General features: G+C 54.1%; 20 protein-coding genes. 6 read left to right on the top strand and 14 right to left on the bottom strand.

Annotation, left to right across the window (positions count from 1 at the left end; all coding sequences use genetic code 11):
• Positions 1-5: 5 nt before the first annotated feature.
• From ilvD to ilvG, 4 genes are all read right to left on the bottom strand, one after another.
• Positions 6-1847, bottom strand: a complete 1842-nt coding sequence (ilvD, locus tag BIZ37_RS02630) for a dihydroxy-acid dehydratase (RefSeq protein ID WP_187460180.1) — start codon at positions 1845-1847, stop codon at positions 6-8.
• Positions 1848-1913: 66 nt separating this feature from the next.
• Positions 1914-2849: a branched-chain-amino-acid transaminase gene (gene ilvE / locus BIZ37_RS02635; protein ID WP_187460181.1), complete on the bottom strand. Its 936-nt coding sequence runs from the start codon at positions 2847-2849 to the stop codon at positions 1914-1916.
• A gap of 20 nt (positions 2850-2869) precedes the next feature.
• A complete protein-coding gene (gene ilvM, locus BIZ37_RS02640) occupies positions 2870-3118 on the bottom strand; it encodes an acetolactate synthase 2 small subunit (protein ID WP_107300824.1) in 249 nt (82 codons plus the stop codon).
• Complete coding sequence (gene ilvG, locus BIZ37_RS02645) at positions 3118-4764, bottom strand: acetolactate synthase 2 catalytic subunit (protein WP_187460182.1); 1647 nt, start codon at positions 4762-4764, stop codon at positions 3118-3120. Before ilvG ends, ilvM begins: the two co-directional genes overlap by 1 nt.
• A gap of 407 nt (positions 4765-5171) precedes the next feature.
• Here ilvG and BIZ37_RS02650 point away from each other — a divergent pair, with 407 nt between their 5' ends.
• On the top strand, positions 5172-6701 hold the full coding sequence (locus BIZ37_RS02650; RefSeq protein WP_187460183.1) for a YifB family Mg chelatase-like AAA ATPase: 1530 nt from the start codon (positions 5172-5174) through the stop codon (positions 6699-6701).
• A gap of 91 nt (positions 6702-6792) precedes the next feature.
• Here the strand turns inward: BIZ37_RS02650 and BIZ37_RS02655 are convergent, their stop codons facing one another.
• The 5 genes from BIZ37_RS02655 to BIZ37_RS02675 all read right to left on the bottom strand — a co-directional run bounded on the left by BIZ37_RS02655 (position 6793) and on the right by BIZ37_RS02675 (position 10818).
• Positions 6793-7395 carry a thiol:disulfide interchange protein DsbA/DsbL gene (locus tag BIZ37_RS02655; protein ID WP_187460184.1) on the bottom strand — a complete coding sequence of 201 codons (603 nt, stop codon included), beginning with the start codon at positions 7393-7395 and terminating at the stop codon, positions 6793-6795.
• A 72-nt stretch (positions 7396-7467) separates the two neighbouring features.
• Positions 7468-8457, bottom strand: a complete 990-nt coding sequence (locus BIZ37_RS02660) for a serine/threonine protein kinase (protein WP_187460185.1) — start codon at positions 8455-8457, stop codon at positions 7468-7470.
• A 107-nt stretch (positions 8458-8564) separates the two neighbouring features.
• Complete coding sequence (ccoG, locus tag BIZ37_RS02665; protein WP_187460186.1) at positions 8565-9989, bottom strand: cytochrome c oxidase accessory protein CcoG; 1425 nt, start codon at positions 9987-9989, stop codon at positions 8565-8567.
• A gap of 242 nt (positions 9990-10231) precedes the next feature.
• A complete protein-coding gene (locus BIZ37_RS02670) occupies positions 10232-10498 on the bottom strand; it encodes a YihD family protein (RefSeq protein ID WP_107301389.1) in 267 nt (88 codons plus the stop codon).
• 143 nt (positions 10499-10641) lie between these two features.
• Complete coding sequence (locus tag BIZ37_RS02675) at positions 10642-10818, bottom strand: hypothetical protein (protein WP_187460187.1); 177 nt, start codon at positions 10816-10818, stop codon at positions 10642-10644.
• 344 nt (positions 10819-11162) lie between these two features.
• Here BIZ37_RS02675 and BIZ37_RS02680 point away from each other — a divergent pair, with 344 nt between their 5' ends.
• From BIZ37_RS02680 to BIZ37_RS02690, 3 genes are all read left to right on the top strand, one after another.
• Positions 11163-11840: a FadR/GntR family transcriptional regulator gene (locus BIZ37_RS02680; protein ID WP_187460188.1), complete on the top strand. Its 678-nt coding sequence runs from the start codon at positions 11163-11165 to the stop codon at positions 11838-11840.
• Positions 11841-12002: 162 nt separating this feature from the next.
• Positions 12003-12791 carry a sporulation protein gene (locus tag BIZ37_RS02685; RefSeq protein ID WP_187460189.1) on the top strand — a complete coding sequence of 263 codons (789 nt, stop codon included), beginning with the start codon at positions 12003-12005 and terminating at the stop codon, positions 12789-12791.
• Between the two features lie 137 nt (positions 12792-12928).
• A complete protein-coding gene (locus BIZ37_RS02690) occupies positions 12929-13588 on the top strand; it encodes a hemolysin III family protein (protein WP_187460190.1) in 660 nt (219 codons plus the stop codon).
• A gap of 74 nt (positions 13589-13662) precedes the next feature.
• Here the strand turns inward: BIZ37_RS02690 and BIZ37_RS02695 are convergent, their stop codons facing one another.
• The 5 genes from BIZ37_RS02695 to def all read right to left on the bottom strand — a co-directional run bounded on the left by BIZ37_RS02695 (position 13663) and on the right by def (position 19555).
• On the bottom strand, positions 13663-14997 hold the full coding sequence (locus BIZ37_RS02695; RefSeq protein ID WP_370577291.1) for a TrkH family potassium uptake protein: 1335 nt from the start codon (positions 14995-14997) through the stop codon (positions 13663-13665).
• Between the two features lie 119 nt (positions 14998-15116).
• The gene (gene trkA, locus BIZ37_RS02700) at positions 15117-16493 is read right to left on the bottom strand and encodes a Trk system potassium transporter TrkA (protein WP_107301394.1); all 1377 of its coding nucleotides are present in this window, start codon (positions 16491-16493) and stop codon (positions 15117-15119) included.
• Positions 16494-16681: 188 nt separating this feature from the next.
• On the bottom strand, positions 16682-17962 hold the full coding sequence (gene rsmB, locus BIZ37_RS02705; RefSeq protein ID WP_187460192.1) for a 16S rRNA (cytosine(967)-C(5))-methyltransferase RsmB: 1281 nt from the start codon (positions 17960-17962) through the stop codon (positions 16682-16684).
• Positions 17963-18059: 97 nt separating this feature from the next.
• Complete coding sequence (fmt, locus tag BIZ37_RS02710) at positions 18060-19004, bottom strand: methionyl-tRNA formyltransferase (protein WP_187460193.1); 945 nt, start codon at positions 19002-19004, stop codon at positions 18060-18062.
• Between the two features lie 29 nt (positions 19005-19033).
• Positions 19034-19555 (bottom strand): peptide deformylase, encoded by a 522-nt coding sequence (gene def / locus BIZ37_RS02715; protein ID WP_107301397.1) that lies wholly within the window; start codon positions 19553-19555, stop codon positions 19034-19036.
• A gap of 283 nt (positions 19556-19838) precedes the next feature.
• Here def and BIZ37_RS02720 point away from each other — a divergent pair, with 283 nt between their 5' ends.
• Together BIZ37_RS02720 and BIZ37_RS02725 are read left to right on the top strand one after the other, a co-directional pair.
• Positions 19839-20945 (top strand): LysM peptidoglycan-binding domain-containing protein, encoded by a 1107-nt coding sequence (locus BIZ37_RS02720; protein ID WP_187460194.1) that lies wholly within the window; start codon positions 19839-19841, stop codon positions 20943-20945.
• 10 nt (positions 20946-20955) lie between these two features.
• Positions 20956-21572 (top strand): DNA-processing protein DprA (locus BIZ37_RS02725; RefSeq protein ID WP_187460195.1); only part of this gene is annotated, 617 nt, incomplete at its 3' end.

A 21572-nucleotide genomic window follows, 5' to 3' on the forward strand; every position in this document is an offset into this window, starting at 1 on the left:
ATAGGCTACCCTTCCAGTTTCGATTTATCGCGCACCGCGCCTTTATCGGCACTGGTCGCAAGGTTGGCGTAGGCACGCAGGGCAAAAGACACTTCACGCTGGCGATCCAATGGCTTCCAACCCCGTTGCTCGGCTTGCGCACGGCGGCTGGACAGGGTTGCTTCGTCAACTTGGAGATCAATGCTGCGGTTCGGGATATCGATAGCGATGGTATCGCCGTCCTGGATCAGGCCAATGGTACCGCCGTTGGCAGCTTCCGGAGAGACGTGGCCAATTGACAGGCCGCTGGTGCCGCCGGAGAAACGGCCATCGGTGATCAGGGCACATTCCTTGCCAAGCCCCATGGACTTGAGGTAAGTGGTCGGGTAAAGCATTTCCTGCATACCCGGGCCACCTTTAGGTCCTTCGTAGCGGATCACTACCACATCGCCGGCTTTGACCTTGCCGCCCAAAATACCTTCAACTGCGGTTTCCTGGCTTTCGAACACAATGGCAGGGCCAGTGAAAGTCAGGCAGCTCTCATCCACACCTGCGGTTTTGACGATACAGCCGTCCAGTGCCATGTTGCCGGATAGCACAGCAAGGCCTCCGTCTTGGCTGAAGGCATGTTCTTTGCTGCGGATACAGCCGTTCTCACGGTCATCATCCAGCGTGTCCCAGCGGCAATCTTGCGAGAATGCCTGGGTAGTACGGATCCCTGCAGGGCCTGCACGGAAGAATGATTTCACGTCCTCGGACTGGGTTTGGACAATATCGTATTGCTTGAAGCTTTCCGAGAACTGCTCACCCAGTACGTTGTAGCAATCGCTTTGGAATAGGCCTGCACGGTCAAGCTCGGCAAGGATGCCGTAAACACCACCCGCACGGTGGACATCTTCCATGTGGTATTTCTGGGTCGACGGGGCCACTTTACACAAGTGCGGGACCTGGCGTGACATACGGTCGATATCTTCCATGGTGAAATCCACTTCGCCTTCCTGCGCGGCTGCCAGAAGGTGGAGGACAGTGTTGGTCGAACCGCCCATCGCAATATCCAACGCCATGGCATTTTCGAACGCTTGCTTGGTGGCGATATTGCGAGGCAGTGCGCTTTCGTCATCCTGCTCGTAGTAACGCTTGGTCAGGTCGACAATGCGCTTGCCGGCGTTGATAAATAGCTGTTCACGGTCGGCGTGGGTCGCCAGCATCGAACCGTTGCCCGGCTGGCTCAGGCCAAGGGCTTCGGTCAGGCAGTTCATTGAGTTGGCGGTGAACATGCCTGAACAAGAGCCACAGGTTGGGCACGCCGAGCGTTCGATCTGCTCGCTCTGCTCATCAGAGACGTTTGGATCGGCACCTTGGATCATGGCATCAACCAGATCCAGCTTGAGGATCTGATCCGACAGCTTGGTCTTGCCGGCTTCCATCGGGCCGCCGGAGACAAAGATCACTGGGATATTGAGGCGCAACGAGGCCATCAGCATCCCCGGGGTGATCTTGTCGCAGTTCGAGATACACACCATGGCATCGGCGCAGTGGGCATTGACCATGTATTCGACCGAGTCGGCGATCAGCTCACGTGACGGTAGTGAGTAGAGCATGCCGCCGTGGCCCATTGCGATACCATCATCAACAGCAATGGTATTGAATTCTTTGGCGATACCGCCCGCCGCTTCAATTTCTTTCGCGACTAACTGGCCGAGATCCTTGAGGTGGACATGGCCCGGAACAAATTGGGTGAACGAGTTTACCACCGCAATAATTGGCTTGCCGAAATCTTCATCTTTAACACCGGTGGCGCGCCATAGGGCACGGGCACCAGCCATATTACGGCCATGGGTAGTGGTGGCGGAGCGGTACTTGGGCATAACGAAAAATCCTTTTGCTGTATTGCTTGGCCGGTGTGGTATCCACACCGGCTGCTGTGTCAGTGTTTACTTGTCGGTAGGGTAAACGTAGTCAAGCCAACCCCATTTGTCTTCGGTGGTGCCGTTGAACAGGCCGAAGTAGGCTTCCTGCAGCACCTTGGTGATTGGGCCACGTTTGCCCTCGCCCACCGTGATCTGGTCAACGCTGCGGACCGGCACGATTTCAGCTGCGGTACCTGTCATGAAGATCTCATCTGCTAGGTATAGGGCCTCACGGGCGATGTTTTCTTCACGGACTTCATAACCACGCTCTTTGGCCAGGGTCATGATGGTGTCTCGGGTAATACCCGGCAAAATGGCGCTGGTGGTTGGTGGCGTTGATAGGATGCCGTTACGGACGACAAACAGGTTCTCGCCAGCCCCTTCAGATAGGTATCCGTCTACGCTCAGGGCAATACCCTCGGCATAGCCGTGGCGGCGGGCTTCACCGCCAACCAGTAGCGATGATAGGTAGTTACCGCCGGCTTTGGCTGCCGTCGGGATGGTATTCGGCGCGGCACGGTGCCAGCTGGAAATCATCGCATCAACGCCATTTTCCAGTGCTTCTTCACCGAGGTAGGAACCCCATGGGAAAGCTGCGACCATCAGATCCATCTCGGTGCCTACTGGTGGGCAGACGCCCAGGCCAACATTGCCGACATAGCCCAGCGGGCGGATATAAGCTGACTCCAGCTCGTTGACCCGCAGGGTTTCGCGGCAGATCTCCATCAGCTCATCTGAGCTGTATGGGATCGGGAAGCGGTAGATTTTGGCTGAGTTCTTCAGGCGATCCATGTGCTCTTTGTGGCGGAAGACCGCCGGACCTTTCGGGGTGTTGTAGCAGCGGATACCTTCGAAGACCGAGGTACCGTAGTGCATGGCATGGGTTAGGACGTGCACCTTGGCATCGCCCCAAGGCACCATTTCACCGTTGAACCAAATAAAATCCGCTGTGTTGGCCATGTTTGTTCCTTCCTTAAAATCTAATCTCGGTTTTCTACGAGTGTGGTTTCTACGGTACGAATATCCCAAAGTTTCTCGATTTGGTTGATCAGCGTCGTTATCGGGCGGTCGCTGTCGACAAGGATTTCGATACTGGCAATTTTGCTTTCATGGTTTTGGGTTGCATTCACTTGTTTTATCACAAAACCACGGTGGCGGATAACGCGCAAGATCCGCTCTAGTAATACTGGCTTATCATCCGCTTTGATGTCGAGTAAATATCTGTCCATTAAGTATTCTCCAGCATATCTTGATTTGCCGCGCCAGGTGGTACGAGGGGCCATACATTGTCTTCTTCCGAGATCAATACATGGAGCAGGTAAGCCGTTTTGCTCGCCATCATTTCTTTCAGTGCCGGCTCGACTTCTTCCTTACGGGTGATGGTTTTGCCCGGGATATCGAAGGCCTTGGCCAGCATCACGAAATCCGGGTTGTCATCAAGGATGGTTTCGCTGTGGCGGCCATAGAAGAACAAAGATTGCCACTGGCGTACCATTCCGAGTCGCTGGTTGTTGATCAGCACCATCTTGACCGGGATCTGGCGGCGCTTGAGGGTGCCGAGCTCCTGGATGTTCATCATGAACGAGCCGTCGCCGGTGATCAGGATAGACTCGTCATCCGGGCGGGCTACCTTGGCACCCATCGCGGCAGGTAAGCCAAAGCCCATGGTGCCAAGGCCTGCAGAGGTGATGTAGTTCTGTGGCTGGCGTGGCTGGATGTGTTGGGCCGCCCACATCTGGTGCTGGCCGACATCCGTCGAGACCATCGAGGAGTCCGGCATCATGTCTGATAGCTGCTTCATTAGCAGTGGGGCATAGATCAGGTCACCCGGGTGGTCGTAGCGCCACTTGTTCTGTTGGCGCAGGCTTGAGGTGTAGTCAACCCAGTCAGTGATATCCTGGCTCAGTTCAAGCTGCGGCAGGATAACGTTGATATCACCACGCAGCGGGGCATGGGCATGACGCAGCTTGTTGAACTCGGCGGCATCGATATCGATATGGATCACCTTGGCATGTGGTGCGAAGGTATCTAGCTTGCCGGTCACCCGGTCATCAAAACGGGCACCGATAACAATTAGCAGGTCACACTCCTGGACCACTAGGTTGGCCGTCTTGGTGCCATGCATCCCTAGCATCCCCAAATAATGCGGGTCGTGGCGATCGATTGTGCCAAGGCCTTTGAGGGTGCTGACCGATGGCATCGGGTTCATGGCAAGGAAGGTACGAACCGTGTCGGTAGCATGGGCCAACTGGACGCCACCGCCAACATACAACACAGGGCGCTGGCTTGCAGAAAGAACCTGTTGGGCGGTTGCTATCTGGTCGTTGGATACGACAGGGATAGCTGGTGGAGTGATCGGGGTCAGGTCTCCTTCAGGGGCTTGGGCAAGCTGGACATCTTTGGCAATATCGACCACCACCGGACCCGGGCGGCCGGCCTTGGCAACTTCGAAGGCCTCGGCAAGGGTTGGGATTAAATCGTTGATATCGCTCACCAGGTAGCTGTGCTTGGCACAGGCCAGTGACATGCCGATCACATCCATTTCCTGGAAGGCATCGGTGCCGATGTGTGAACTGGCAACCTGCCCTGTGATTGCCACGATTGGCACCGAATCAAGGAAGGCGTCAGCCAGACCTGTCATCAAATTAGTCGCTCCCGGGCCTGATGTTGCCATGCATACCGCGACATCCTGGGTGGCTCTTGCCATCCCGATAGCGGCCATGGCTGCGCCTTGCTCGTGGCGGCATAGGATATGCTCGACACCACCGTCATAAAGCGCGTCGTAGATTGGCATGATGGCCCCGCCCGGGTAGCCAAATACCGTTGTTATCCCCTGCTTCTGCAGCGCCTTTACGACCAACTCTGCTCCCGTCATCGCTGCTCTCCCCTGTTCCTTGCCTGTGACGTGCTGATGGTTATTTCAGCTGTTCTGGTTAATTAGTTCAAAAAAAAGCCCCCTAGCCTGTTGGCTTAGGGGGCTTCTCTGCGTTTGTTGTGCTTGTCAGCTAATTTACGCCTGCCCGACCCCCTCGTAGTGAAATGAGCACCACGATGACGTTGATAATGAGTAGGAGGGCGTTGGCCATAAATTGCATTGACTGTCTGTCCGATTTTTAATGTTAAGACGTTGTGTTGACCTAGTGGTAACACAGACATCGATCGCATGACAAGAAAAAAATCAAAATTATTTTGCAATCCGGCTGCATAAATAGGCTATTGGTGAAACCTATTAGGTGAAAAGTGTTAACTTTTTTGGTTGAAATAACAGCAGGATGACGATTGATGAACCTTGCCATTATCCATAGCCGTGCCAGCGTCGGGGTGCAGGCCCCAGCCGTTACCGTCGAGGTACATATCAGTAATGGGATGCCGGCATTCCAGCTTGTTGGGTTGCCAGAAACCAGCGTTAAAGAAGCCAAGGACAGGGTGCGCAGTGCCATCGTGAATGGCGGGTTTGAATTCCCATCCCGGCGGATAACGGTCAACCTCGCTCCGGCCGACTTGCCCAAGGAAGGGGGGCGTTTCGACCTGCCGATTGCGCTGGGTATTCTTGCTGCTTCAGAGCAGATACCTGCAAATAAGCTGCATAGTTATGAGTTTTTGGGGGAGTTGGCGTTATCTGGCGAGCTGCGCTCGGTCAAAGGGGCGCTGCCTGCCGCCTTGGCTGCCGAGCAAGCCAAGCGCTGTCTGGTGGCACCTGACGGCAATGGTGATCAGGTTGCGCTGGTGGGGAAAGACTGCCATAAATCAGCGCCGAGCCTGATTGCTGTCTGTAGCCATTTGCATGGCCAAGGGGAGTTGGTGTTGGCCCAGTCAGAGGCCACTGGCCCCATAGAGGGCGGCACACCTACACGTGATATGCAGGACATTATCGGCCAACAGCAAGGTAAGCGGGCACTGGAAATTGCTGCGGCAGGAGGTCATAACCTGCTGTTTCTCGGGCCGCCGGGAACCGGAAAGACCATGTTGGCGTCACGGCTGTGTGATTTGCTACCCCCCATGTCTATCGCAGAGGCCATGGAAACCGCAGCGGTTGCCTCGCTCACCCAGCAGCACATCCATGAGGGCAACTGGCGCCAGCGCCCTTTCCGCACGCCGCATCATTCCAGTTCGATGGCAGCCTTGGTCGGTGGCGGTTCAGTCCCCCGCCCCGGGGAGATCTCCCTAGCCCATAACGGCATCTTATTCTTGGATGAAATGCCGGAATTTGAGCGCAAAGTGCTGGACTCGCTGCGCGAACCGCTTGAATCCGGTGAGATAGTGATTTCCCGCGCCACCAGCAAGACCACCTTCCCGGCCCGGTTCCAGTTGATTGGTGCCTTGAACCCGAGCCCGAGTGGCTTTTACGAAGGCAATCAATCGCGTACTAACCCGCAGGCTATCCTGCGTTACCTTAGCCGCTTGTCAGGCCCGTTGCTGGACCGCTTTGATATGTCGATTGAGATCCCGGCCCTGCCCCGGGGCACACTGGCTGATGGCGGTGACCGAGGAGAACCCAGTAAGGTGATCTGTGGGCGGGTACATGCTGCTAGGGAGACCATGGTTGAGCGGAGTGGCAAGGTCAATGCCCTATTGGGAACACGTGAGCTGGATACCTTCTGCAGGCTCGATAAGCAGGATGCAGAGTTTTTGGAAACAGCCCTGCACCAGCTGGGTTTGTCTATCCGGGCTTACCATAGGATCATTAAGGTGTCCCGGACGATAGCCGATCTGGCTGGCAGTGAAGTGATAGAACGTAAGCACCTTGCTGAAGCGCTGGGCTATCGGGCGATGGATAGGTTGTTGCGTCAGTTGACGGCACAGGTTGTGTAGACGGTGAGCTAAGGGAAGAGCGTATATCGGGATAAAAACAAAAAAGGCCCGTAGGCCTTTTTGTCTTGCTGTGCCGATACCTTACTCAGGCTTATTTGGTCAGCAGGTAGTTAACTAGCTCGAAGTACTCGTCGACAGATTTAACCTTGCCGGCTTCAACCAGGTATTTGTTGTTAACGATAACCGCAGGTACGCCGGTCAGGCCACTGTCCTGGAATGCTTTGTTGAAGCGGTTGACCATCGAGTTCACGGCGAAGCTGTTGAAAGCGCCATCGAAGTCCTCAGCGCTCACGCCCTCGTCCAGGAAGATCTGGCGTAGTTCGTTGTCGTTGCGCGGTGGCTTCTGCATATCATGGATACGGCCAAACAGTACCGGTACCATTTTGTCTTCCACGCCAAGTACCACTGAGGTCGCGTAGGCTTTGCTCATTGATTTACCCATGTTGCCGCCCATGAACGACACGTGGTTTTTTTGCAGCTTGGCATTGTCCGGCAGGTTTTTCTTCAGCTGCTGGATGATTGGCTCGAAGCTATTACAGTGTGGGCAGTAGAATGAGAAGAACTCGGTCACCACTGGGCTGCTGGATTTAGGCAGCTCAAGCACTTTGTAGTATTCCCCTTCGGTAAACTTCGCCGCCTGTACAGACAGCGACAGCAGCGCCACACTGGCAAAAGCTAGGATTTTCTTAAACATGGATCAACTTACTCCCTTAAAGCAAAGGTCTGAAATAACGAGGTTATTTCTCCGGTTTTGTGATTAGTATTATTACCATTGTGGCATCAGTTGCAATGGCGGCTCTTGAAGGGCTGCCAACTGCTCCTTGAATGCCAACACTTGGCCTTCCCAGTATTTGGCATCGGCAAACCATGGAAATGCCTGCGGGAAAGCAGGATCTTCCCAACGACGGGCCAACCAAGCCATGTAATGTACCATTCTAAGACCGCGCAAAGGCTCGATCAGTTGCAACTGTTTTTGATCGAAATCGGCAAACTCACTATAAGCTTCCAGAATCGTGTCGAGCTGGGCTAGCTGATCATGGCGCTCGCCATTGAGTAGCATCCACAGATCCTGGATTGCCGGGCCGTTGCGGGCATCGTCCAAGTCGACGAACAGCGGGCCGTCACGCCACAGGATATTACCCGGGTGGCAGTCACCATGCAGGCGGATAGATTGCCAATCAGTGTGCCATTGCTGCTCGAGTTCGCGGATCAGGGTGTCGAGATCGGCAAAAAAAGCATGTTTGAGATGGTCGGGGATCATCGCCGAATTTTCGAGGACCTGGCGTGGCTGGTAGAGGTACTCCTCGAGGCCGATGGTCGGACGGTGGGCAAAGGTGGTGCGCTGGCCAACCTGATGGATCCGGCCAAGGAAGCGGCCCACCCACTCCAGTTGGTCGAAGTTATCGACTTCGAACTGGCGCCCCCCCATGCTTGGGAACAATGCTAGGCGATGGTGTTGGAACGGATGCAGGGTACGCTTGCCGATAGTAATGGGAGCGGCAACGGGGATTTCCTGCTCGGCCAATTCCAGCGTGAACTGGTGCTCTTCGTCAATCTGTGCATCGGTCCAGCGCTGGGGGCGATAGAATTTGGTGACATAGCGGGCACCGTCTTCGGCGACAAACTGGTAAACCCGGTTCTCATAGCTGTTGAGCGGTAGCAGGCCGGATTCAGCACGGATGCCGATGCTATCGAGGGCATCGAGCAACAGGTCTGGGTTGAGATCGGCAAAGTTGAAGCCGTGTTGTTGTGTCATCGTGACTTTCCACTAGGTACAGATAGTACGCAATTATAACATCATAATAAGAAAGGGCCTTTGATGGCCCTTTCTTTACACTATTTTGCACTCTATTGAGCAAACAACTAGCGTAGCTCGCCGATGAACCGGCTCTCGGTATGGATCTGGCTGCCGTCGCTTTCCCGGGTCAGGGTGAAGGTGATATCGGCAATATTCCCCTGTAGCAGGTACGGGTCGACGCCGAGGCTGACAGGCAAGGTAAAGATCTCACCGGCTTCGACATTGATTAGTTGCGGGCCATACCACTCGATCTCCTCGATACCACTGACTGACAGGGTATAGCGGCTATCTTGTTGGGTTTTGTTGAGCACCTTGAGGGTATAGGTATTTTCTACCAGTCCTTGGTTATTGACCCGGAACAGCTGGCTGCGGTCCCGGATCACATCTAGCCCCATCGGTTGTACCGAAGCGAGCAGGTAGAAGAACAGGCCAATCATTGCGACCATCATGCCGCCATAACCGATCAGCTTGGGACGCATGACATGGGTACTGTGGCCGTCCAGCTTATGCTCGGTGGTATAGCTGATCAGGCGCTTGTCATAACCCATGCGATCCATAGTTTCATCACAGGCATCGACACAGGCACCGCAGTTGATGCACTCATATTGCAAGCCGTCACGGATATCGATGCCGGTCGGGCACACCTGCACGCACAGGTTACAGTCAATACAGTCCCCGAGGCCCAATGCTTTGTGATCTTTTTTGCGCGGCCTTGGGCCACGGGCTTCACCGCGGGCCACATCATAGCCGACGATATAGGTATCCTTATCGAACATCGCGGACTGGAAGCGGGCATAAGGGCACATGTGGATACAGACAATCGAGCGCATCCAGCCGGCATTGGCGTAAGTACAACCGGTAAAGAACAACACCCAAAAGCCAGCCCAGAAACTGGTACCGAAGGTAAAGAAGTCGATGACCAGGGATTTGATCGGCAGGAAGTAACCGACAAAGGTCAGCCCGGTGGCGAGGGCCACGGCGAGCCAGGCAATGTGTTTGAGGATCTTGCGGCCAATGAGCTTGGCGGTCGGTTTTATGCTGTCCTGCTTGCGGCGCTTGTTTGCTGGCCCCTCGAGTTTCTCTTCAAACCAGATATAGATGAAGGTCCAGACTGTCTGGGGACAAAAATACCCACACCATACCCTGCCGAGGAAGGTGGTGACGAAGAACAGGGCAAAGGCGGCAATCATGAACAGGGTCGCCAGCAGGGTGAGGTCTTGCGGCCAAAGGGTGGTACCGAAAAAATTGAACTGTTGCTGGCCGATATCGAGCAGGATTGCCTGGCGATCACCGTAAGGGATCCACGGTAAGCCCATGAACAGCAGCATCAACAACCAGCCCATGCGCCGCCGCAGTTGTTGGTACACCCCTTTGGCGGCCCGGACATAGATCCGGTTGCCCGGGTTGAAGCGATCGCTGCCCCCTTTATGGGTTTTGGGGTTGAACGTTGGCGGGGTGACATCCTTTATCTTGATTTTCTCTTGGGTCATGACATTACTTTCCTTGGATGCTGCTTCATAGGCAGCGGCAGCCAGTACATTGCTGGCCGGAACATTTTAATTGTAAGAGATTGGTAAATAAATGTTACGAGGGAGAGTATATCCTAGCCGCGTGGAGGAGTACGCTAGCAAGGTCATAATTTAGGCAATGGATAGCCGAGAGTGTGAGCTGGCTTGGTGCAGGTTGGGTAGCGTGAGGGAGCATGCTGGGCCATGGCAGCCCAGCAGATATATCACTTGATGATGCCGCGGGCGCGCAAGATAGCGGTCTTGAAGTCGTCTTCGCAATCTTTGGCGATACCAGGGATCATTTCCTGTTTTTCGCTGTTGCGCATCTTCAGGTGGTAAATCAGCACGTCGTCGGTCAACTCTTCCAGTTTGCCTTCGAACTTGGCTTCTTCAGCCAGTTTCAACAAGAACTGGACCAAGTTCATATCCGGCTCTTTGAGCCATTCTGGGTGAATAAGCTCGATCATTTCATTGACGCGATGGGTCTTCATAACAACTCCACTAAGTAAAGGCTGGTTAACTTTATAGTCATATTTTTATTGTGGGTAACGTTATAACAAAGCTGGCACGGATACAAATAGATGGATGGAAATAAAAAGGCAGCCCGGAGGCTGCCCTAAATACTCGCTTGGAGCTACGCGGCTTTTTCGCTGCGGTCGATGACATCAGCCGTTTTCGGGGCTGGGGTCACAGGCAGGGATTGAACAGCGGCTTTGGTTGTTTTGCTTTTTAGCGTTGGGGCGTGCGAGGTACTACGCAGGCGTGATGGACTGCGAGGTGTGCTGTACCTGACGAACGAGGCTGGGCGCATGATTTACCTATTAGTCAGGCGCTTCCGTGGCCAGAGTGAATTCAATATTTCCGCATCTGTGCTGTTGGCTGGGCCGTTCCTCTGCGGGAATAAAATAGTGTTTAATTTTTCGCGGCGAGAATAGCAACAACCTATCATTAAGTCGAGTGATATTTGACCATGGCAAAAGTATTTACCTCTCATTTATTACCCATGCTTACGAGCGAATTGTTACCTGTCTCGTCATCTGTGAAGATAAGCCGTTTATCTGGTGCCGCTTTGTGGTCTAATGCAGCCGTGCTGGCAATAAGTGCCTGCCGAATTTATGGACGCAGGACAATAACAACAGCCTCTGGAGGGAGTTAATGGATCACGATCAGCAGCGACGGGTTACCAGCCGTAACTTGTCGTATAAACTGGCAGAATCAATCGGACAACAGATCTTGCGTGGCGAAACGGCACCGGGCGACATTTTGCCTGGGGAAGTCGAGTTGGGTGAGATGTACGGGGTGAGCCGGACAGCGATTCGCGAAGCGATCAAAATGTTGGCGGCCAAGGGGATGGTACTGCCCCGCCCGCGTATCGGTACCCGGGTGTTACCGAAACGAAACTGGAATTACCTCGATCAGGACTTGTTAGCCTGGCTCAATTTCGAGCAGCACGGCGAGCTGGTGGCAGAATTCCAGCGGGTCAGGATCTCCCTTGAGCCAGAGGCTGCAGCCCTGACCGCCCTTAATGCCAATGAAACCGATCGCGAAGAGCTATGCCGTCTGATGGCAGAAATGCACGCTTTGGGCGAGCAATTTGATAAAGAGCGCTGGGTGGAAGTGGATACCCGCTACCACCAACTTATTTACTTTGCCTCGGGTAACCACTTCATCAGCCCGTTTGGCAACCTGTTCAAGGCAGTATTCGAGAGCTACTTCAGGGTGATTACCCGGGAGAAGCTGCTCAAGCTTGAACTGCACCAGAAAGTGGTCGACGGTATCATGGCCCGTGATCCGGATGCAGCCAGACAGGCCACCATCGAACTATTGCGCTAAACCGGAAAAACGAAGCAGAGGCTTCGTTTTTTTGTTTGTGCACCAGATCGCCAAGTCTCCCCTTGCAGCCACACAGTGTTCACTGCAATATAAGTATCATTTCATATTGAAGTGCGCATTTGGTTCTGTTGGCCATGCGTATGCAGCAAAGGAGATGCTCAGATGTCATTATTCCGCAAAAGCTTGGCCAGCCTGGGAATTGGCTCGGCTCGGGTCGATACTGTGCTGCCACAAGGCGTACTGATCCCCGGTGAACCCCTTGAGGTCGATGTACAGGTCCATGGCGGTAAGGTGGAGCAGCAAATCGACAATATTTACCTGTTCCTATGTTGCCACTACGAAGAAGAAGTGGAAACCAGCCGGGGTGACAGCCAACACCGCAAGGAAAAGGTCACCCAAACCTGCCGTTTGGCTGAATGGTCGCTGCCCTACTCGTTTGTCATTGGTGCCAACGAAGAGCGCCATTTTGATGTCAGCTTGGCGCTGCCTTTCAATACCCCCATCACCATTGGTGATTCCCATGTCTGGCTCGAAACCCACCTTGATATGCCACTGGCATTTGATGCCAAAGACAAAGATTTGCTGACCGTCAGGCCGGATCCCTTGTTAGATGGTGTGTTCTCGGCACTGGAACTGGCTGGCCTTCGGATCCGCCAGGTGGAATGCGAAGCGGCCAAAGGTTTTGAGCTGCCGTTTGTCCAGGAATTTGAGTTTGTACCAGTATCGGGCCCTTACCATGGCCGCTGGCGCGAGCTAGAGGTGGTGGCATTCCGAGATGAATCAGGGTTGCAGATGTGGTTCGAGATAGACCGCCGCCAACGCGGTTTCGGCGGTATGCTCTCGGGCCTACTTGGCCGGGGAGAGTTGGAGCGTTTCTGTGAGATCCCTGCCAGCTTGCATCCCCAACAAGCGGGAGAGCGGGTGCTGGCATTTCTTGACCAAACAACCTAGCGGCTGAAATTTTGCTGGCTTTGATTGCGAAATAAGAACGATTCACAAAAAACGCCCACTTCAGCTTACACCTGTAAGCTAAATGTGCCATACTGCTAAATATATTGAGCATAAACTCTATATTTAGGATGACAGTAATGGCAAAGCAATTGGCAACAGAATCGGGGTATTCGGTCAGAGAAGAGGTGGCAAACAGTATTAGCCATGGCCTTGGCATGGTGTTTGGTATTATCGGCTTGGTATTGTTGCTGGTGCAGGCAGTCAGCAACGGTGCCGATGCACTCAGTATTACCAGCCTAAGTATCTATGGTGCCAGTATGATCCTGCTCTACCTGGCATCAACGCTCTATCATGCCATTCCTTTCGAACGGGCCAAACGGGCTCTGAAAACCTTTGACCACTGTGCTATCTATCTGCTGATAGCCGGTACCTACACCCCCTTTTTGTTGATCACCCTGCGTACACCGCTTGCCATTACCCTGATGGCGGTGATTTGGGCCATTGCTCTGATAGGCATCGTTCTCAAAATTGCCTTTGTATATCGTTTTAAGCGGTTGTCACTGGCGACATACCTGACCATGGGGTGGCTATCGTTAATCGCGATTTACCCGCTGGCGATGACGCTGGCGACTGGTGGTTTGGTATTGTTGGCAGCAGGCGGGATTGTTTACTCAATTGGTGTAGTGTTCTACGTTAACAAGCGTATCCCCTACAACCATGCGATCTGGCACTTGTTCGTGCTGGGTGGCACCGTCTTGCATTTCTTGGCGATTTATTTCTACGTCAAGCCTGTCTAGGCATTGACGAACAAAGAATACAAAAAGAGAGCCGGTTGGCTCTCTTTTGTTTTCTGCTAAGACCACATCTCGGGCTAGTTACGCCAGAAAGCCGGAAAGAACACGACCAGCACGGTTAGGATCTCCAACCTTCCCATCAACATGCCAAAGCTCAGGGTCCACTTAGCCAGATCGGGCAAGGTGGCAAAGTTACCCGTCGGCCCTATTATATTCCCCATTCCCGGACCAACATTAGCTACCGCGGTAACAGCACCCGTGATGCTGGTGATGGCATCTAACCCTAGCATGCCAAGGATCGCGGCCACGACGACGATGGTAAGGACAAAGGTCAGGGCAAAGGCAACCACGGAGCGGACGATACCATCGGTGACCGGCCGGCCGTTATAGCGTTGGATGAAGACGCCAGAAGGATGGATCAGCTGCATCATCTGCTTGCGCAGCAGGGCGAAAGCGACCTGGAAGCGGAAAATTTTGATCCCCCCGGCAGTCGAGCCCGAACACCCTCCGACCAGCATGATGAAGGCAAAGATGATGGTCGGGAAAGGTCCCCAGGCGGTGAAATCATCAAGGCCAAAACCTGTGGTGGTGACCACCGAGATGATGTTGAACAGTGATACGCGGAAGGCGTCGATAAAACGGTAGTCCAACTGCCAGGTCAGCCACAGCGCCACGGCAAGCCCAGCGCTGAAAACCAACAGGGTAAACCCTCTTACCTGGGCATCGCTGAGCAAGGTGCGGGCCTCACGCTTGCGCAAGGCCTGGACAAAAAGCAGGAATGGCAGGCCGCCGGCAAACATGAACGCTATCGCTACCCAGTGGGCGCTGTTGGAGAAGTGGTTCATTGAGCCATCCGAAGTCGAGTAGCCCCCGGTCGACAGCGTGGTAAAGGCATGGTTGATGGCATCGAAGGTATTCATGCCGGTCAGCAGGTAGCCGAGGAAACACAGCCCGGTCAGGCTGAGGTAAACATTTACGATGTTCTTGGCCACACTCTTGGTCCGCGGTGAGCTTTTATCCGACCAGTCGGAAGACTCGGTCTGGAACAGGCGCATACCACCGACATTGAGCATCGGCAAGATTGCCACCCCCATGACGATAAAGCCGATGCCACCCAGCCATTGCAAGGTGGAACGCCAGAGCAAGATACTCGGGGCCATATTGTCCAGCCCACTGAGCACTGTCGAGCCGGTGGTGGTGATCCCCGACATGGTCTCGAAGTAGGCATCGGTGAAGCTGATATGGTTGATGAAGACGAACGGCAGGGCGGCAAAGGCACTGGCGATGGTCCACACCAAGGTGGTGATCATGAACATATCCCGCACGCTGAGCTTGAACTCGCTAGTGCGGCCGAATGTCAGGCAGAGGAAGGCCACTGTGTGGGTAATAATGACGGCAGTGGCGAAGTCGATAAAGCCCTCGGTCCCGGTGGCGAAGGCCACCAGGGTCGGGACATACATGAACAGGGCGATCTTAGATAAGACCAGCCCGATCACGAACAGAATGGGACGAAAGTTAACCATGATGGCTGCTACAGGAAGAACGGACTAGGTTGGAACAGGCGTTCGACGTCTGGGATGTATTTCTTATCGACCAGGAACATGACCACGTGGTCGTTTTGTTCGATCACGGTACGGTCATGGGCAATAAGGACTTCTTCACCGCGGACAACCGCGCCGATGGTGGTGCCCGGTGGCAGTTTGATGTCACCGACGGCCTTACCGACCACCTTGGATGTTGTTGAGTCACCGTGGGCAATGGCCTCGATGGCTTCGGCAGCACCGCGGCGCAGCGAAGAAACGTTGACGATATCGGCCTTACGCACGTGGGTCAGCAGCGCTGAAATCGTGGCTTGCTGTGGCGAAATGGCAATATCAATAGTACCGCCCTGGACCAAGTCGACATAGGCGCCGCGCTGGATCAGTACCATGACCTTTTTGGCCCCCATCCGTTTGGCTAGCATCGCAGACATGATGTTGGCTTCGTCGTCATTGGTGACGGCAATAAATACATCGATTTGCTCGATGTGCTCTTCACTTAGCAATTCCTGATCGGACGCGTCACCGCAGAAGACGATGGTGTTTTCCAGCATTTCCGACAGGTTCTCGGCGCGCTCGGGGTTACGCTCGATCAGCTTGACACTGTAGCTCTGCTCAAGGCGGCGGGCGAGACCGGCACCGATGTTACCACCGCCGACAATCATCAGGCGCTTGTAAGGTTTTTCTAGGCGCTGCAATTCACTCATCACCGAGCGGATATGGTTGCTTGCCGCCACGAAGAAGACTTCGTCATCGGCTTCGATAATGGTGGTGCCGCGCGGGCGTATCGGGCGTCCCTGACGGAAAATCGCTGCAACCCGGGTATCGACATGGGGCATATGCTCGCGCAGTGCTGACAACGCGTTACCGACCAGCGGGCCGCCGTAGTAGGCTTTAACCGCAACCAGGCCGACTTTGTCTTCGGCAAAACCGACTACCTGCAAAGCTCCCGGGTATTCAATCAGGCGTTCAATGTAACCGGTGACCAGCTCTTCCGGGGCGATCAGGTGATCAACCGGAACCGCATCGGATTGGAACAACTGATCCTTCTCCTTGAGGTATTCCGGTGAACGGATACGCGCTACCCGGTTTGGGGTGTTGAACAGGGTAAAGGCGATCTGGCAGGCGATCATATTGGTTTCATCGGAGTTGGTGACCGATACCAGCATGTCGGCATCCTGTGCCCCGGCTTCGCGCAGGGTACGGGGATGGCTGGCAAAGCCCTGCACAACCCGCAAATCATACTTGTCTTGCAGCTCGCGCAGGCGCTCAGGGTCCTTATCGACGATAGTAATATCGTTGTTCTCGCCAACCAGGTTTTCGGCAAGGGTACCGCCGACCTGTCCGGCTCCGAGAATGATAATTTTCATAGCATATGCCTGATTAATAGAATCGTTGTAGGTTACTACGCTTCGGGATAAGGGTCATGCAGAACTCTGCTCATTTAGAATAACTTAGTTTTCAGCGTTAGAAAGCGAACACGAAGATTTTCCCGCTTAAGGTCCCGAAATGTGAACAAAAAAACGGAACTTGATAGTCAAGTTCCGTCATCAGTTAGTTAGCTTGTTTTACGCATAACGGCATAGTAGAAGCCGTCCATATCCTGTTCGCCAGGCAATATCTGGCGGCCCGGTTGCTGGCGGTCGCTACCTATCAGTTCGGCATCCGCTGTACGGGAAAGGAAGGCTTTAACCTGTTCGCTGTTTTCCTGTGGGGTGATCGAACATGTCGCATAGACCAAGGTGCCGCCTGGCTTAAGCTGTTGCCACATCGCATCGACGATTTCAGACTGCAGCTGGGCCAGTGCTTCGATATCATCGGCGCGGCGCAACCATTTGATATCTGGATGGCGGCGGATCACACCAGTGGCCGAACAAGGGGCATCCAGCAATATACGGTCGAACTGCTCGCCCTGCCACCATTGCTCTGGGTAACGGGCATCGGCACACAGTACCTGAGCGTTTAGGTTAAGGCGCTGGAGGTTGTCATGCACGCGCTTGAGGCGGTTGTCGTCACAATCAATTGCGACCACTTGGGTATCCGGCTGGCGTTCCATGATATGGGCAGTTTTGCCTCCTGGCGCAGCACAGCAATCGAGGATCAGCTCGCCAGATTGTGGCTGGAGGTATTCCACTGACAATTGGGCGGCAGCATCCTGGACTGACACCCAGCCATCGGCAAAGCCAGGTAACTTGTTGACATCGCATGGCGCATGGAGCTTGAGGGCATCAGGCGCTTCCGGATGGATATCGGTGCCGATACCGGCCTCATCAAGCAATGCTCGGTATGCATCACGGGTGTGGTGCTGGCGGTTAACACGCAGCCACATCGGCGCCTTGGTATTGTTGGCGGTAGTGATACTATCAAGTTGCTCTGGGTAGCTTGCCTTGAGCAGCTTGAGCAACCAGCCCGGGTGGCCGTAGCGACCGGCATCATGGCTGGTAGCCTGTTCATCTAGGGCTTCTTGCTGGCGTTGGTAGTTACGCAGGATTGCATTGATCAGGCCGCGCAGCTGAGGCTTTTTCAGGTTCTTGGTGGCATTCACGGTCTCAGCCACAGCGGCGTGGGCAGGAATACGCATATAACCTAGCTGGTAAAGTCCAACAAGAATAAGGTGGTGGAAGACACGTTGTTTGCCTTTGAGCGGTTTGTCCATGAGTTGCTGGGTAATCGACTCTAGGCGAGGAAGCCAGCGCAGGACACCGTAGCAGATCTCCTGGAGCAGCGCGTGATCACGCTCTTTGATATCTTGTTGGGCAGCCGGCAGTGCGGTAGAAAGCGACTGGCCCTGATCAACCACTTGGTAGATAACCTTGGCGGCTGCAGCTCTTACGTTCATGCAGATTTCCTGATGTGTTGACCTGCTCCCAGTGGCTTATCGCCGTGGCAGCGGGTTGAAAAAAGTAAGGCCAGTGCAAGCACTGGCCCTTGGAAGGTTACAGTACCGTGCCGGGTTCGAACCACTCGCGGCGCGAGTTCAGCAGATCGTGTGCCTGCATCGCTTTTTTGCCCGGCGGCTGGAGTTCGGTCAGGCGAAGTGCCCCTTGGCCGGTAGCAACCAAGATCCCTTGCTTGTCGGCGGCCAGAACCGTTCCCGGTGCTTTGCCTTGGTTATCGGCTTCAACATTGGCCTGCCAGACTTTGACATTTTGCTCGGCGACCACAAAGTAGCTCATCGGCCATGGGTTGAAAGCGCGGATGCAGCGCTCGATATGCTCAGCATCATCGGCCCAGTTGATGCAGGCCTCTTCTTTGCTCAGCTTCTTGGCGTAGTTGGCCAGCGCATCATCCTGTTTTACCGGTACCGCTTTGCCCTCGGCAATATCAGCCAGGCAATCGACTAAGGCAACAGGACCAAGCTCGGCCAGTTTCTCATACATCGACGCACTGGTATCAGTCGGCTCGATAGGCAAGGTGGCAATTTTCAGCATATCACCAGTATCAAGGCCGATATCCATCTGCATGATGGTCACGCCGGTTTCGGCATCACCCGCCCAGATTGAACGCTGGATGGGTGCTGCGCCACGCCAGCGTGGCAGGATAGAGCCGTGGACATTGATACAGCCCAGTTTCGGGGTATCAAGTACCGCTTGTGGCAACAGTAGCCCGTAAGCGACAACCACCATGATGTCGGCATCAAGTTCGGCAAGTTGCTGCTTGGCTTCATCTGACTTGAAGTTTTCTGGCTGGTAGACCGGGATATTGTGTTCAAGCGCAATATTCTTAACCGGGCTGGCGGTCAGCTTTTTACCACGGCCAGCGGGGCGGTCAGGCTGGGTGTAAACCGCAATTACGTCATGCTCCGAAGACAATAACGCCGCCAAGTGACGGGCGGCGAAATCCGGAGTACCTGCAAAAACAATTTTCAAAGGTTTGCTCAAGGTAGCGTCCTTAAAATCTGGTTGGCGAATTAGGCGTTATTCGCGTGTTTTTCGTTGAAGCGTTTGATTTTCGCCAGTTTATCCTGGATACGCTTGCGCTTTAGCGGCGACAGGTAATCAACAAATAGCTTGCCTTCAAGGTGGTCAAGCTCGTGCTGGATACAGATAGCTAACAGGTCGTCGGCCTCAAAGGTAAACTCTTCGCCGTCACGGTTAAGCGCTTTGACGGTCACTTCAGCTGCGCGCTGCACAAGGGCACGGGCACCTGGTACTGACAGACAGCCTTCTTCGATACCGTCTTCGCCGCGTTTTTCAATGATCTCTGGGTTGATCAGTACCATCGGTTCATTGCGTTCTTCCGACAGATCAATCACCACGATGCGTTGGTGGAAATCCACCTGGGTTGCAGCCAGACCGATCCCTTCTTCGTCGTACATGGTTTCCAGCATGTCATCGACAAACTTCTGGATCTCTGGGGTTACGGCTTCAACAGGCTTGGCAACGGTGCGCAGGCGCTCGTCAGGGAATGTTAATACTTGCAATAAAGACATAGATACTCGTTTTAAAAGACTGTACTGATAACAGGGATCGTTTAATTGTTCTAATTCTAGTCATTTTACAAGCCAAATCATAGTACCCCGTTATATCCCTTGGCTTATGGACCCTGTATTGCTGCACTTGGTGCCTCAATAGCCTGCAATCGCAGCATGAGAAAAGTGAAGCGGGCCGAAAACTCATCGATAGCTAGTGTACAGCGCTGGACTCAGGAGGGGCTCGGTGACAGCCTGACACAGTGGCTGACAGCGGTTTGCCTGGTTGTTTAGTGGTGGGGTGATGACAATATTGAAAACAGTAATTGGTAAGTGGGTATTTGGCGTCGTTATGGCTGTAATGGGCGTGGCGAGTCATGCTCAAGCTTCTGAGTTGTATGTAATTGATGATGCTCCCTCTGTTTATACGGTTAAAAAAGGGGATACACTCTGGGATATTGCTGGGCATTATCTTTCGAGCCCGTGGCGCTGGCCCGAGTTGTGGCAGAGTAATCGCGCGACGGTGGCCGATCCCCATTGGATATACCCCGGTGATCAGCTATATCTCTATTGGGTTGATGGCCAACCCCGCTTGCAAAGCAAGCCTCGCCAGCATTTATCACCCAGGGCTATAGTGTCTCCCAAGCCCGTCACGACATTGCCGGCGCAACTACTGTTGCCATATCTTGCCGAAGATAAACTGCTGGCCAACAAGGATATACCTCATCTCCCCCATGTCATAGGAGACAGCCGCGCCCAGGGCTACATTCCCCGTGGTGAAACAATATGGGTGGATAAGCCGCTAATCAAAGGGGATAAATGGGGGATTTTCCGCCCTCACCAGCAACTACAGCGTGAGTTGGAGTCGGGTGAGTCCTCAAAGGTGTCGACATTAAAAGAAGTGGCTCGCGGGGAGGTCATTGCCGTCACGGAAACCACCAGTGCAGTGCTGCTGACTGATGCCAGAAAAGAGGTGAAGCCCAATGATGTACTCTTGCCCGCACCGTTACCACCTAGCAAGGCTGCGTTGAGTTTTATCCCATCCCCTTACCAAGAACCGACAAATACCAAAGTTGTGGCAGGGTTGGGGGGAATGGCATATATCGCCACCCATGAAGTTGTGGTGCTGGATCGGGGGCATCTTGATGGGCTTGCTGCTGGCCATGTATTCCATATCCTGCGCCCTGGCGCAACGTATATGGGCAATAAGGGAGCCTACGAGTACGGCAAACCGGAGAGCCCAATAATGTCCTCCTCCCTGACTTTGTCTCAGTCTCATCAGCTAAGGGACATCCCAATCGGAGAAGTGATGGTGATCCGGCCTTATGATTATTTCAGCCTGGCTGTGGTGACCAAGGCGACAGAGCCTTTCAGGGCCGGCGTGCAGTTAGTACCGCCACGAACCGGCTAGATTTGGCGAGATGTCGTCTCTTACTGATTGGCTCATTTTGGCTTCTGCGCCCCAGTTAGGCGGTTATCGAATTGGCCGCTTGCTGGAGCGTATAACCCCGTCAGAACTGCTTGAGTTATCTGGTCGCGAGCAGGCCGGACTCGGACTGACTGAGCGTCAACGCCAGCATATAACCAACCCGCCGAAAAAAAGGATAGATAGTTGCCTAGAGTGGCACTTGCAGCCAAACCAGCAGGTCATTGCTCTCGACTCCCCGCTTTATCCTTCTTTACTTAAAGAAATTCCCTCTCCCCCACCCTTGTTGTTTGTCCGTGGTGATCCCCATTGGCTGCATGAGCCCCAACTGGCTATGGTGGGAAGCCGTACCGCCAGTATTGATGGCTTGGAATTAGCTTACGAGTTTGCTGCGGCCATGGTTGCGGCTGATTATGTGGTGACCAGTGGCTTGGCATTGGGCGTTGATGGCCGGGCCCATTATGGCGCACTGAAAAATGGCGGTGTGACGGTAGCGGTATTAGGTTCTGGTTTAAACAAGGTGTACCCTGCCAAGCACCGTGATTTGGCGGCTTCGATAGTCGAGCAAGGTGCGTTAGTTTCTGAGTTTTGGCCGGATGAGCCCCCCCGGCC

It is taken from the genome of Photobacterium sp. BZF1 (genome assembly GCF_014349205.1).
Taxonomy (GTDB): domain Bacteria; phylum Pseudomonadota; class Gammaproteobacteria; order Enterobacterales; family Vibrionaceae; genus Photobacterium.

Bases quoted from the DNA above. Each gene is read 5' to 3' on its own strand.
- ilvD (WP_187460180.1), bottom strand. From the start codon at position 1,847: ATGCCCAAGTACCGCTCCGCCACCACTACCCATGGCCGTAATATGGCT.
- ilvE (WP_187460181.1), bottom strand. From the start codon at position 2,849: ATGGCCAACACAGCGGATTTTATTTGGTTCAACGGTGAAATGGTGCCT.
- ilvM (WP_107300824.1), bottom strand. From the start codon at position 3,118: ATGGACAGATATTTACTCGACATCAAAGCGGATGATAAGCCAGTATTA.
- ilvG (WP_187460182.1), bottom strand. From the start codon at position 4,764: ATGACGGGAGCAGAGTTGGTCGTAAAGGCGCTGCAGAAGCAGGGGATA.
- BIZ37_RS02650 (WP_187460183.1), top strand. From the start codon at position 5,172: ATGAACCTTGCCATTATCCATAGCCGTGCCAGCGTCGGGGTGCAGGCC.
- BIZ37_RS02655 (WP_187460184.1), bottom strand. From the start codon at position 7,395: ATGTTTAAGAAAATCCTAGCTTTTGCCAGTGTGGCGCTGCTGTCGCTG.
- BIZ37_RS02660 (WP_187460185.1), bottom strand. From the start codon at position 8,457: ATGACACAACAACACGGCTTCAACTTTGCCGATCTCAACCCAGACCTG.
- ccoG (WP_187460186.1), bottom strand. From the start codon at position 9,989: ATGACCCAAGAGAAAATCAAGATAAAGGATGTCACCCCGCCAACGTTC.
- BIZ37_RS02670 (WP_107301389.1), bottom strand. From the start codon at position 10,498: ATGAAGACCCATCGCGTCAATGAAATGATCGAGCTTATTCACCCAGAA.
- BIZ37_RS02675 (WP_187460187.1), bottom strand. From the start codon at position 10,818: ATGCGCCCAGCCTCGTTCGTCAGGTACAGCACACCTCGCAGTCCATCA.
- BIZ37_RS02680 (WP_187460188.1), top strand. From the start codon at position 11,163: ATGGATCACGATCAGCAGCGACGGGTTACCAGCCGTAACTTGTCGTAT.
- BIZ37_RS02685 (WP_187460189.1), top strand. From the start codon at position 12,003: ATGTCATTATTCCGCAAAAGCTTGGCCAGCCTGGGAATTGGCTCGGCT.
- BIZ37_RS02690 (WP_187460190.1), top strand. From the start codon at position 12,929: ATGGCAAAGCAATTGGCAACAGAATCGGGGTATTCGGTCAGAGAAGAG.
- trkA (WP_107301394.1), bottom strand. From the start codon at position 16,493: ATGAAAATTATCATTCTCGGAGCCGGACAGGTCGGCGGTACCCTTGCC.
- rsmB (WP_187460192.1), bottom strand. From the start codon at position 17,962: ATGAACGTAAGAGCTGCAGCCGCCAAGGTTATCTACCAAGTGGTTGAT.
- def (WP_107301397.1), bottom strand. From the start codon at position 19,555: ATGTCTTTATTGCAAGTATTAACATTCCCTGACGAGCGCCTGCGCACC.
- BIZ37_RS02720 (WP_187460194.1), top strand. From the start codon at position 19,839: ATGACAATATTGAAAACAGTAATTGGTAAGTGGGTATTTGGCGTCGTT.